Below are 12,238 nucleotides of genomic sequence, written 5' to 3'. Positions count from 1 at the left end.
CCGAAACCCGCACTTCCCAGAGAACGGAGACGTGTCATGGCCCAAGCCGCCGCTGTGGCCACACCGCCCAAGGTGCCCCGGCGCCGCTCCGCGAACCCCCGTCGGCTGCCGTATCTGCTGGTCGCCCCCGCGGGGCTGCTGATGCTCGGCTTCATCGCCTACCCGATGATCAGCGTCTTCTACTACAGCCTGCAGAACTACAACGTCACCAAGCCGTGGCGGAACGGCTTCGCCGGCTTCGACAACTTCACCCGGATCTTCACCGAGGACGACCAGTTCTGGTCGACGCTCGGCTTCAGCGCCCAGTGGGTCGTCACCCAGGTCGCGCTCCAGCTGACCCTCGGCCTCGCGCTGGCCCTGATCGTCAATCAGACCTTCATCGGCCGGGGCATCTCCCGCGCCATGGTCTTCTCGCCCTGGGCCGTCTCCGGCGTACTGACCAGCACCATCTGGATCCTGCTCTACAACTCGTCGACCGGCTTCAGCCGCTACCTCGCGGACGCCGGGATCGGCGACTACGGCACCTCCGTGCTCTCCGACACCGGCACCGTCTTCTGGGCCGCGACCGTCGCCGAACTCTGGCGCGGGGTCCCCTTCTTCGCCATCCTCATCCTCGCCGACCTGCAGTCCGTCTCCAAGGAGCTGTACGAGGCGGCAGCGGTCGACGGCGCCGGGCGGCTCCGCCAGTTCTTCCACATCACACTTCCGCACCTGCGGGACGCGATCATCCTCTCCACGCTGCTGCGCGGCGTCTGGGAGTTCAACAACGTCGACCTGCTCTACACCCTCACCGGTGGCGGACCGGCCGGCGAGACGACCACCCTGCCGCTCTATGTCGCCAACACCGGCATCGAGGGCCACGACTTCGGCTACGCCTCCGCACTCACCACCGTCGCCTTCGTGATCCTCCTCTTCTGCTCGATCGTCTATCTGCGCCTGAGCAAGTTCGGAGGCGACCACAAGTGACTGCCGCACTCGCCGAGAAGCACACCGGAACCGTGCCGGAGACCGTACGCAACAGCGAGCCGCCCACCGAGCACCGCCGCCGCGGGCGTGAACGCGCCTTCGACGACGTACCGCGCTGGCAGATCTACGTACCACTCGGCATCTATCTGCTCTTCACTCTCGTCCCGTTCTACTGGATGTTCCTCTTCGCCGTACGGCCCACCGGATCCACCTCGCTCCTGCCGTGGCCGATGACGGGGGAGCACTTCTCCAAGGTCTGGACCGAGCGGAGCTTCGCCGTCTTCTTCCAGAACAGCATGATCGTCGGCGTCTGCACCCTGGTCGCCACGACTCTCGTCGCCCTGTCCGGTGGCTACGCCCTCGCCCGGTTCGACTTCCGGATCAAGAACGGCTTCATGCTCGCGCTGCTCTGCTCGCAGTTCATCCCCGGCGCGCTGATGCTCGTGCCGCTCTTCGAGATCTTCAAGAACCTGCAGATGATCAACTCTCTCGGGAGTGTCGTCATCGCCGAGACGGTGTTCCAGCTGCCGCTCTCCATCATCCTGATCAGCGGCTTCATCAAGAACGTGCCGGTCAGCCTGGAAGAGGCCGCCTGGGTGGACGGCTGTTCGCGCTTCCGGGCCTTCTGCGCGGTGGTGCTGCCGCTGCTGCGCCCCGGACTGATCGCCGTCGGCTCCTTCGCCTTCGTGCACAGCTGGAACCACTTCCTGTTCGCCCTGATGTTCCTCAGCGAGCAGGACAAGCAGACGATCCCGGTCGGCCTGAACACCCTCATCGGTGCGGACAGCGTCGACCTGGGGGCGCTGGCCGCGGGCGGTGTGATCGCCGCGATCCCCGTGGTGATCGTCTTCGCCTTCATCCAGAAGTGGCTGATCACCGGCTTCAGCGCCGGTGCCGTGAAGGGCTGACAGCCGCCCCCTGACGCGCTGTCCCCACCCACCCGCTCGTCGCCCGGTCGAGGAGGACTCCACGATGACCGCAACACCACCCACACCCGCCGGACGCATACGGAGGGCCGGATGAGCACGGTCCAGACGCCCGTCCCGGTCGTCCTCGCCGGCGCACGCGGCCACGGACGCTGGCATCTCGCCAACATCCGCCGCCTCCAGGACCAGGGCCTCGTCCGTCTTGCCGGCATCTGCGAGCTGACCCCGCTGACCGAGACCGAGCTCGCCCCCTTCGCGGGTGAACTCCCGGACCAGTCAGCCGATTTCGGGGACCTCCTCGACGCCACCGGAGCTCGCGTCGCCGTCATCTGCACCCCGATCCAGACCCACACCGAACTGGCCCTGACCGCCGCGGCGCGCTCCGTCCACCTCCTGCTGGAGAAGCCGCCCGCCGCGACATTCGCCGACTTCGAGCGGATGGTCGCCGGTGTGCGGGCGGCCGGCATCGCCTGCCAGGTCGGCTTCCAGTCCTTCGGCTCGCACGCCGTGCCCGCCATCCGCGCGCTCGTGGACTCCGGTGCCATCGGCGCCGTACACGGCATCGGCGCCGCGGGTGCCTGGGTCCGCGACGACGCCTACTACCACCGGGCGCCCTGGGCCGGGCGGCGCAGGATCGGCACGACCGACGTCGTCGACGGCGTCCTCACCAACCCCCTCGCCCACGCCGTCGCCACCGCGCTCGAACTCGCCGGCAGCGGGACGGCCGACGACGTGGTGTCCATCGAGACCGAGCTGTTCCGCGCCCATGACATCGAGGCCGACGACACCTCCTGCGTGCGCATCACCACCACGCGCGGGCTGCCCGTCACCGCCGCCGTCACCCTGTGCGCCGAAGAGGCCGGCGAGCCCTACGTCATCGTTCACGGCGACCGTGGCCGGATCACCTTCTGGTACAAGCAGGACCGGGTCCTGATCCAGCGCGCCGGACACGGCCCCGAGGAGGCCGTGCACGGGCGGACCGACCTCCTGGAGAACCTCGTCGACCACCTCGCGGGCCGCGCCGCACTCCTCGTACCGCCCCAGCGCACCGGTGCGTTCATGCGGGTCGTCGAAGCCGTACGGACCGCCCCGGAGCCCGTCGCCCTGCCTTCCGACGTCTGGCACACCGAACCCGCGACGGCCTCCACCGGGGCGCGCCGGGTGGTCCGCGGCATCGACGCGCTGGTCGCGGCGGGCGCCGACACCCTCACGCTCTTCTCCGAACTCGGCGTCCCCTGGGCGCTCCCCACCGAGGTGAGTTCATCGTGACCGCATCATCCGCAGTCCTGAGCTGCGCAGGACGCCCCGTCGGCCGCTACACCTACCTGCCCGCCAACGAAGGCCGTCCCTACTTCCACCCCGTCACCACCCTCGCCGGCGTCCCGGTCACCGAGGAGCGCCCGGCCGACCACCTCCACCACCTGGGCACCTCGATCGCCGTCCCGGACGTCGCCGGGCACAACTTCTGGGGCGGACGCACCTTCGTTCGCGGCCAGGGTCCCACCGCACTCGACAACCACGGGATCCAGCGCCACCTCGGCTGGAAACTCTGTGACTCCGACGGCTTCGTCGAGGAACTCAGCTGGGTGGCGGACGACACCGAGCTGCTGCGCGAGCACCGCACCGTCGCCGTCGCCGAACTCTCCGGCACCGCCTGGGCGCTGGACTTCTCCTTCTCTCTCACCAACCGCGGCATCGACGACCTCTCCATCGGCAGCCCCGCCACCAACGGCCGCCCCGGCGCCGGATACGGCGGCTTCTTCTGGCGCGCCCCGAAGGAGCCCGCCGCGCCCGCCGTGTTCAGCGGAATCGGCGACGGCGAGGAAACGGTCCACGGGCGGGCCGCCGACTGGCTGGCCATGACGGGTGACGGCTGGACCCTCGTCTTCGCGGGCGCGACCGACGAGACCCGGCGCGACCCGTGGTTCGTCCGGACCACCCAGTACCCGGGTGTCGGTTCCTCCCTCGCCGCCGCCGAGCGGCTGCCGGTCCCGGCCGGTGCCACCGTCGTACGCCGTGTGATCACCGTCATCGCCGACGGCCGGCTCGACCGGGAGACGGCGGCCGAGTACGTCCGCCGGGCGGTGACCGCGTGAACCGTCCCTGGACCGCCGACCTCGGTGACGGCACCTACCGCAACCCGGTCCTGAACGCCGACTGGTCGGACCCCGACGTCATCCGGGTCGGCGACGACTACTACCTCACCGCGTCCAGCTTCGGCCGGGTCCCCGGACTGCCGCTGCTGCACTCCCGCGACCTGATCAACTGGTCACTCGTCGGTCATGCCCTCGACCGGCTCGAACCCGCCGCCGACTTCGCCGTACCGCGCCACGACTGCGGGGTGTGGGCGCCGTCCATCAGGCACCACGCCGGCCGGTTCTGGATCTTCTGGGGCGACCCCGACCACGGCATCCAGCAGATCAACGCCGAGTCGGTGCGCGGCCCGTGGAGCGCCCCGCATCTCGTCAAGGCGGGAAAGGGACTGATCGACCCCTGCCCGCTGTGGGACGAGGAGACCGGCGAGGCCTACCTCGTGCACGCCTGGGCGAAGTCGCGCTCCGGCATCAAGAACCGGATCACCGGCCACCGGATGAGCCCTGACGGACGCGAACTCCTCGACGAGGGCAAGACCCTGATCGACGCCGATCTGATCCCCGGCTGGTTCACCCTCGAAGGCCCCAAGCTCTACCGGCACGACGGCGAGTTCTGGATCTTCGCACCGGCCGGCGGGGTGACCACCGGCTGGCAGGGGGCGTTCCGGTCGCGCGAGTTCTTCGGACCGTACGAGGAACGGGTCGTCCTCGCCCAGGGACGCACCGACGTCAACGGACCGCACCAGGGCGGCTGGATCCGAACCGCGGCAGGCCAGGACTGGTTCCTGCACTTCCAGGAGCGCGGGGCGTACGGGCGGGTGGTCCACCTCCAGCCGATGCGCTGGGGAGCGGACGGCTGGCCGGTCCTCGGCGACGACGGCGAACCCGTCCGCGTACACGCCAAGCCGGTCGCTCCCGAGCAGCCCGTCGAAGCCCCGGCGACCGGCGACGAGTTCCCGGGCGGGCGGTACGGCAGGCAGTGGCAGTGGATGGCGAACCAGCGTCCCGGCTGGACCGTCGAGCACGCCGGGGACGGGCTGCGGCTCAGCTGCGTACGGACCGCGTACGCGCACGACCTGCGGGCCCTGCCCAACGTCCTGGTCCAGCGGCTGCCCGCTGAGACGTTCACCGTCGAGGTCGAGGTCGCCCTCGGCAGCGACGAGACCGGGGCCAAGGCGGGGCTGGCCGTGCTCGGCGACGCCTTCGACTGGATCGGTCTCGAACGCGCCGAGGACGGCGGGATCCGCCTCGTGCACCGGTACGCCGAGACGGTCGCCGAGCACGAACGGGACGCCGGGCACAGCCGCCCGGCTCCCGACGGACGGGCCCGGCTCCGGATCGAGGTCACCGCGGGCGCCCGCTGCCGATTCTTCGCCGACACCGGCGACGGGACCGGGTTCCGGGCCTCGGGGCAGCCGTTCGCCGCGACTCCATGGCGTTGGGTCGGGGCACTGCTCGGCCTCTTCGCCACCGCACCGGCCGGGAAGGGGCCGGCCGGGACGGCCGGCTTCACCGGTTTCCGCATCACCGACCGAACCGCACCAGAACCGACAGAACCCAGAGAGAAGAGCCGACCATGAACATCTCGAAGACACAGCGGGGACGTGTCGCGGCAGCGATGTCCCTCGCGACGGTGCTCGCCCTCACCGCCACCGCCTGCGGTGACGACGGCAGCGGGGCGGCGGGTGCCGAAGGCAGCGGCAAGGGCAAGATCGTCTTCTGGGACAACAACGGCGGTGTCCGCACCGACATCTGGAAGGAGATCATCGCCGACTTCGAGAAGAAGTACCCGACGATCGATGTCCAGTACGTCGGAGTGGCCGCCCCCGAGGCCCAGTCCAAGTACGACAACGCCATCCAGGGCGGCGGTCTGCCGGACGTGGGCGGCGTCGGCGCGGCGATGCTCGCGGGGATCGCCGCCCAGAACGCGCTGGAGCCGCTGGAGGACCGGGCCGCCAAGTCCTCCCTCGCCGGCAAGCTGAACGAGGGCATGGTCGAGTCGGTCAAGGCAGCCGGCGGATCCGACAAGCACATGTACAACATCCCGATCTCCGCGAACAACGGTGTCCTGTACTACCGCACCGATCTGTTCAAGAAGGCGAACCTGGCGGAGCCGACCACCTGGGACACGTTCTACGCGGCCGCCGACAAGCTCACCGCCGCCGAGAAGAACGAGTTCGGCTACACCATCCGCGGCGGCGCCGGCTCCATCGCGCAGGCGATGGACGCGATGTACGGGCAGTCCGGCATCACGTCCTTCTGGGACGCGAGCGGTGACAAGACCACGCTCAACGACCCGAAGAACGTCGCTGCGCTGGAGAAGTACACGGGCCTCTTCAAGAAGGTCACCCCGTCCGCCGACCTCAACAACGACTTCATCAAGATGGTCGCCCAGTGGGACTCCGGCAGCATCGGCATGCTGAACCACAACCTGGGCTCCTACCAGGACCACGTGAAGGCGCTCAGCACCGACAAGTTCCGCGGTATTCCGCAGCCCATCGGTCCCGGCGGCAAGCGGGTGCAGGTCTCCAACCCGGTCGACGGCCTCGGCCTGTTCAAGTCCTCCAAGAACAAGGAGGCCGCCTGGAAGTTCATCGAGTTCGCCGCCTCCCACGAAGCGAACTCGAAGTTCAACGAGACGGCGGGCCTCATTCCGGCCAACACGGAGGCCTCCAAGGACGCCTGGATCTCCGAGGCCGAGCCGACCAAGCTCGCGGCCCAGGCCCTCACCGACGGTTCCACCACCATCGTCCAGCTCCCGTACTACCTGCCCGACTGGAACACCATCAGCAAGGCGGACAACGAGCCCGAGTTCCAGAAGGTGCTGCTCGGCAAGACCACGGCGCAGGCCTTCCTGGACAAGATGGCCGACGAGCTGAACAAGGCCCAGGCGGAGTGGAAGGAACAGAGCAAGAGCTGACACGGGACGAGCGTCACGTCACGGCCGACACCCCCGATGACCGGGGCCGGCGGCGGTCCGGGTCGCGCCCCGCCGCCGGTCCTTCTCTCCCGCACTCCTCTCCGCACGCCTTCCTGCATCTCCTCGCGCGTCCGGCACCTCTGCCACGCGCTCTCTTCCGCACGCGCCACCTTCGCCCTATGCCTACGACCGAAGGATCGCCATGCCCGTACGCACGTGTCATGCTCGCGCCATTGCCCTGGTGATGGGCTGCGCCTCGCTCGCCCTCACCGTCTCCAGCCCCGCCCAGGCCGCCCCTCGTCACCGGGGCATCGAGCGCGCCGTGCTCCCGGCCGGCGACGGCTGGGCCGCCTCGGACGGCTCCACCACGGGCGGCTCCCTGGCGACCCCCGACCACGTCTACACCGTCACCGACCGGGCCGAGCTCATCGCGGCCTTCGAGGACGCGGGCGACGCACCGAAGATCGTCAGGATCGCCGGGACCATCCACGGCAACTCCGACGTCGAAGGCACGCCCATCGGTTGCGAGGGCTACCGGACCGACGGCTACACCCTGGACAAGTACCTTGCCGCCTACGACCCGGCGACCTGGGGCAAGGTGCTCCCGTCCGGTCCGCTGGAGGATGCCCGCGCCGCCTCCGCCGCCCTGCAGAAGGCCGCGGTCGAGGTCCGGGTTCCCTCCAACACCACGCTCGTCGGTGTCGGTGAGGACGCCACCGTCATCGGCGCCAGCCTCCAGGTGGACAACGTCTCGAACGTCATCGTCCGCAACATCACCTTCGAGGACACCTACGACTGCTTCCCACAGTGGGACCCCACCGACGGGGAGACCGGTGCCTGGAACTCCGAGTACGACAACCTCGTCGTCACCGGATCCAGTCATGTCTGGGTCGACCACAACACCTTCGGTGACGGCGACCGGCCCGACGCCGACCAGCCGCGCTACTACGGCGAGCTGTTCCAGCAGCACGACGGACTCTTCGACATCGTCCGCGGCTCCGACCTGGTCACCATCTCCTGGAACGTCCTGAAGAACCACGACAAGACCATGCTCATCGGTAACAGCGACAGCGCGGCGACCGCGGCGATCGACCGCGGAAAGCTCCGTGTCACCCTGCACCACAACCTCTTCAAGGATCTCAAGGAACGCGCACCACGCGTGCGTTTCGGCGCCGTCGACTCGTACAACAACCACTTCGTCGCCACGGCGGGTGCCGCCTACGGCTACAGCTACGGCGTGGGCATGGAGTCCCGGATCGTCGCCGAGCACAACGCCTTCACCCTCGCGTCGCAGGTCGACCCGGCGACCATCCTGAAGAAGTGGAAGGAGTCCCCGATCACTGCCGAGGACAACTACGTCAACGGCCGCAGGACCGACCTGATCGCCGTCCACAACGCAGGAGTTCCCGCGGAGCGGCTCACCCCGGGCGCCGGCTGGACCCCGGTCCTGCGCACCAGGATCGACAACCCGCGGGCCGTCCCGGCCGTCGTCGACCACGGCGCCGGAGCCGGAAAGGGCTGCTGACCGGCAGAGGCTCAGTGCTGGTCCGCCGGGAGCAGATGCTGCCGCGCTTCGAGGCCACCGCCAAGGAGCAGGGCCTCACCTTCCAGTACCTCGGATCGGCCGACCGGGCCTACGAGTTCTCCGTGCTGGACCAGGTGTGGAACTTCTGGCAGAGCGGTACGTACACCGACTGCCCGACGATCCCCGACGCGAAGACCGCCACGGACGACGAGCTGTACACCTGGTCGCTGGGGCACGGACTGAGCCCGTACGCCGACCAGGGCAACGGCGCCGAGGGCAACGGCCCCTATTACCGGCATGCCGCCGCTCAACTCGGCTGGGCCGCTGAAGTTCAAGCATCTGGCGGACGTCCGTCACTACCCGGACATCTACCAGCCCAACTCGGTGCTGCCCGCCGACATGCGGCTCGGTCACGACGGCCGCACCATCAAGGGCGTCGGCCGCTGGGGCGCCACCCGTGGCGAGCGGATGATGTTCGTCTACGGCCAGAACGACCCGTGGAGCGCCGAGCGATTCAAGCCGAGCAAGCACGACTCGATGGTCTTCGAGGCGCCCGGCAGCAACCACGGCGCCCTGATCTCCAAGCTGCAGCCTGCCGACCGGGCGCATGCGGAGGCGGCCGTGAAGCGGTGGGCGGGCCAGTGACGGACCGACCGTCGCGACCGGCCGGGCAGCCGGGCCGGTCGTAACTGACGTCCCGGGCGGAGCAGCGGCAGTACGTACCCCGGGCCGCTGCCCGTCTCGGTCGGCTCGTCACCTCTCCGGTCGCAGCCGGAGGAAGGGGGGCCGGGTGCCGGGATCTTTCGGGTCAGTGGTCGGACGTGAAGTTGTCGCCCACGGACACCTGCTGACCGGTGGTGCGGTCGGCGCTCGCGGTGAAGTAGTCGCCGTCCGTGCCCCGGTCGCCCTCCGCGTGGTCGTACTGGCCGGCGAACATGTGCGTACCGACCGGCACCGTACGCCCCGGCTTCAGCGTCCACCGGTAGACCAGGAAGCCGCCCTTCTCCTGCGCCGAGGCGGTGAAGTCCTGTTCCGGCAGGGAGCGCCAGGAGCCGGTGGTGTCGACACCGCCGGTCTGAGCGATGCGCAGCTCGACGGTGAGCGAGGAGAGCGGCTGCGTCGTCCTGAGCGTCACATTGCTCTGCGCCCAGTAGGCGTTGCTGTGCGGGTCGACGGCGCCGTCCGCCCGCAGCGGCCCGTCCTCGGTACGCAGCTCGGGCACGCGACCCGGCGCCGTCGTGGCCGAGGCGGACGGGGCCGGGGAAGCGGCCACCTGCCCGCCCCGTGCCTGCCCGCCGCCGGCCGAAGTGACGGCGTACGCCCCGACGGTCAGCACGCCGCAGACCGCCGCCGTCGCCCCGGCCACCCGCAACCACGGCAGCGGACCCCGCGGTGCGCGCGGCGTACGGGCGGAAGGCGCCTGCGCCATTCCTCGTTCGAGCCGGGCCAGCATCCGCTCCCGGTCGGGGCGGTGCGCCTCGGCAGCCGTGCGCAGCCGCTCACGCAGCTCGTCGTCCATCACTGCCTTCCTCCACCGCGCTGCGCCGCGACAGCCACCTGTACCCGCGCGGCGGGCGTATCGGGACCGAGCAGCCGCTGCAGCTCCGCCACGGCGCGCGAGGTCTGGCTCTTCACCGTGCCCACCGATATGCCCAGCACCAGCGAGGTGTCCCGCTCCGACAGGTCGAAGGCGTGCCGCAGCACCACGCACGCCCGCTTGCGGAACGGCAGTCTGCGCAGCGCCCCCTGGACATCGACGACCGTCGACACATCCGGGTCGTCGACCGTGTACCCGTCCTCGCCCCCGCGCGGCGCCGAGAACAGGGCGATCCTGCGGCGCTCGCGCACGGCGCTGCGGATCCGGGTCCGGGCGAGGTTCGCGACGACGCCACGCGCGTACGCGACGGGATGGTCGGCGTTCCTGACCCGGTCCCAGCGGTGCCAGAGCGCCAGCAGAGCATCCGCCGCCAGATCGTCCGCGGCGTCGGCCTCACCGGTCAGCAGATGGGCGAGCCGGGCGAGTTCGGCGTAATGGGCCTCGAAGAACTCATGGAACTCGGCGGCAGCGGCATCGTCGACGACTGTGCCCACGGGTACCTCTCTGTGCACTCGATCCCTGTACGCGCGTTGCCCCGCTGGGTACGTTCCCCGGTACCGCCCGCGGGGCGCGGGCGGGGCGCGAGCGTACCAACGCACCTCGGAAGCGCTTCGACTCGGGTGCGTGACCCCAGTAAGGCGTAACACAGCGAAAACCTGAAGACCCAGTGTCCGAAGGAACAATCCAGCTACCCACCGAGGGACCTTCACGCACCCAGGAGCGCCCATGCCGGAAAGCAACGTGCAACGCAACGCCGTCGACCGCTACTTCGCCATCAGCGATCGCGGCTCGACCTTCGGACGCGAGATACGCGGCGGCTTCGCCACCTTCTTCACCATGGCCTACATCCTGGTCCTCAACCCGATCATCCTCGGCTCGGCCGAGGACAAGTTCGGTGCGCATCTCTCCGGTCCCCAACTCGTCACCGCCACCGCCCTGGTGGCCGCCGTGATGACTGCGATCATGGGTCTCGGCGGCAATCTGCCGCTCGCCATCGCCGCCGGACTCGGACTCAACGCCGTCGTCGCCTTCCAGATCGCACCACTGATGAGCTGGCCCGACGCGATGGGCCTGATCGTCCTCGAAGGGCTGCTGATCTGCGTCCTGGTCGTCACCGGGCTGCGCGAGGCCGTCATGCGGGCCATCCCGCCCGCCCTCAAGCAGGCGATCAGCGTCGGCATCGGGCTGTTCATCGCGTTCATCGGCTTCATCGACGCCGGCTTCACCACCCGCATCCCCGGCGACACCGGTTCCGTCCCCGTACAGCTCGGCGCCACCGGGCAGCTCTCCGGCTGGCCGGTCCTGGTCTTCTGCCTCGGTGTGCTGCTGACCGTCGCGCTGCTGGCCCGCAGGGTGAAGGGCGCCATCCTCATCAGCATCGTCGTGATGACCGCCGTCGCGATCGTCATCAACGAGATCGCCGACATCGCCCCGGCCGCCTGGGGCCTGACGGTTCCGTCCGTCCCCGGCGACGTCGTGGCCGCCCCGGACTTCGGCCTCCTCGGCTCCTTCAGTCTCTTCGGGGCGTTCCAGCAGGCCGGCGTCGTGACCATCGTCCTGCTGGTCTTCACCCTGATCCTCAGCGACTTCTTCGACACGATGGGCACCGTCGTCGGCGTCTCCAACGAGGCCGGGCTCCTCGACGAGCAGGGCAAGGTCCCGAACCTCGGCCGGGTCCTGCTCATCGACGGCGTCGCGGCCGTGGCGGGCGGCGCGGCCTCCGCCTCCTCCAACACCTCCTACATCGAGTCCGCGGCCGGCGTCGGCGAGGGCGCCCGCACCGGCTTCGCCTCCCTGGTCACCGGCGCGCTGTTCGCGGTCGCCCTCTTCCTCACCCCGCTCGCCACGGTCGTCCCGGCCCAGGCCGCCGCACCTGCCCTGATCGCCGTCGGCTTCCTGTTGATGGCGCAGGTCCGGCACATCGACTGGGAGCGCTACGAGATCGCCATCCCGGCCTTCCTCACGATCGCCGTCATGCCCTTCACGTACTCGATCACCAACGGCATCGGTGCGGGCTTCCTCGCGTACGTCGTCATCAAGACCGTCCTCGGCAAGGCGCGCGAGGTGCACTGGCTGCTCTGGGGCACCTCGGTGCTGTTCGCGGTGTACTTCGCGATCGACCCGATCGAGCAGGTGCTCGGCGTGAAGTAGCGACTGTGACGGGGCGATCCGTCCGGTCGGGACCGAACGCGCGCAACGCGGCCGGTGCCG

11 protein-coding genes and 1 pseudogene are annotated in these 12,238 nt (G+C 69.7%); 10 read left to right on the top strand and 2 right to left on the bottom strand.

Translation table 11 applies throughout. The annotated features are described in order from the left end of the window. Positions 1-36: 36 nt before the first annotated feature. The 9 genes and pseudogenes from ACFYP5_RS05690 to ACFYP5_RS05650 all read left to right on the top strand — a co-directional run bounded on the left by ACFYP5_RS05690 (position 37) and on the right by ACFYP5_RS05650 (position 9,075). The gene (locus ACFYP5_RS05690; RefSeq protein ID WP_267005802.1) at positions 37-966 is read left to right on the top strand and encodes a carbohydrate ABC transporter permease; all 930 of its coding nucleotides are present in this window, start codon (positions 37-39) and stop codon (positions 964-966) included. Then, positions 963-1,874, top strand: a complete 912-nt coding sequence (locus ACFYP5_RS05685; RefSeq protein ID WP_389031061.1) for a carbohydrate ABC transporter permease — start codon at positions 963-965, stop codon at positions 1,872-1,874. The genes ACFYP5_RS05690 and ACFYP5_RS05685 overlap by 4 nt, the downstream gene beginning before the upstream one ends. 111 nt (positions 1,875-1,985) lie before the next feature. Beyond that, on the top strand, positions 1,986-3,161 hold the full coding sequence (locus ACFYP5_RS05680) for a Gfo/Idh/MocA family protein (RefSeq protein WP_389031058.1): 1,176 nt from the start codon (positions 1,986-1,988) through the stop codon (positions 3,159-3,161). Continuing rightward, positions 3,158-3,988 carry a PmoA family protein gene (locus ACFYP5_RS05675; RefSeq protein ID WP_389031055.1) on the top strand — a complete coding sequence of 277 codons (831 nt, stop codon included), beginning with the start codon at positions 3,158-3,160 and terminating at the stop codon, positions 3,986-3,988. The genes ACFYP5_RS05680 and ACFYP5_RS05675 overlap by 4 nt, the downstream gene beginning before the upstream one ends. Continuing rightward, positions 3,985-5,565, top strand: coding sequence for a family 43 glycosylhydrolase (locus tag ACFYP5_RS05670; RefSeq protein WP_389031052.1), 1,581 nt, complete (start codon positions 3,985-3,987; stop codon positions 5,563-5,565). Before ACFYP5_RS05675 ends, ACFYP5_RS05670 begins: the two co-directional genes overlap by 4 nt. Then, on the top strand, positions 5,562-6,905 hold the full coding sequence (locus ACFYP5_RS05665; RefSeq protein ID WP_389031049.1) for an ABC transporter substrate-binding protein: 1,344 nt from the start codon (positions 5,562-5,564) through the stop codon (positions 6,903-6,905). Before ACFYP5_RS05670 ends, ACFYP5_RS05665 begins: the two co-directional genes overlap by 4 nt. Before the next feature lie 202 nt (positions 6,906-7,107). Next, positions 7,108-8,430: a polysaccharide lyase family 1 protein gene (locus ACFYP5_RS05660; RefSeq protein ID WP_389031046.1), complete on the top strand. Its 1,323-nt coding sequence runs from the start codon at positions 7,108-7,110 to the stop codon at positions 8,428-8,430. Positions 8,431-8,465: 35 nt separating this feature from the next. Further along, a pseudogene (locus tag ACFYP5_RS05655) lies at positions 8,466-8,690 on the top strand (aminopeptidase); the annotation flags it as partial. Between the two features lie 37 nt (positions 8,691-8,727). Continuing rightward, positions 8,728-9,075, top strand: coding sequence for a hypothetical protein (locus ACFYP5_RS05650; RefSeq protein ID WP_389031044.1), 348 nt, complete (start codon positions 8,728-8,730; stop codon positions 9,073-9,075). Between the two features lie 163 nt (positions 9,076-9,238). Here ACFYP5_RS05650 and ACFYP5_RS05645 read toward each other — a convergent pair whose 3' ends face one another. Both ACFYP5_RS05645 and ACFYP5_RS05640 read right to left on the bottom strand, forming a co-directional pair. Beyond that, the gene (locus tag ACFYP5_RS05645) at positions 9,239-9,949 is read right to left on the bottom strand and encodes a hypothetical protein (RefSeq protein WP_389031041.1); all 711 of its coding nucleotides are present in this window, start codon (positions 9,947-9,949) and stop codon (positions 9,239-9,241) included. Next, the gene (locus ACFYP5_RS05640; RefSeq protein ID WP_389031038.1) at positions 9,949-10,521 is read right to left on the bottom strand and encodes a SigE family RNA polymerase sigma factor; all 573 of its coding nucleotides are present in this window, start codon (positions 10,519-10,521) and stop codon (positions 9,949-9,951) included. The genes ACFYP5_RS05645 and ACFYP5_RS05640 overlap by 1 nt, the downstream gene beginning before the upstream one ends. Positions 10,522-10,753: 232 nt before the next feature. Between ACFYP5_RS05640 and ACFYP5_RS05635 the strand changes: the two genes are divergently transcribed. After that, a complete protein-coding gene (locus ACFYP5_RS05635) occupies positions 10,754-12,178 on the top strand; it encodes an NCS2 family permease (protein ID WP_389031035.1) in 1,425 nt (474 codons plus the stop codon). Positions 12,179-12,238: the final 60 nt, after the last annotated feature.

This window comes from Streptomyces sp. NPDC005262, assembly GCF_042872425.1.
Classification (GTDB): Bacteria; Actinomycetota; Actinomycetes; order Streptomycetales; family Streptomycetaceae; genus Streptomyces.
Note: the sequence above shows the minus strand (reverse complement) of the source record. Positions and strands in the feature narration are given on the sequence as shown.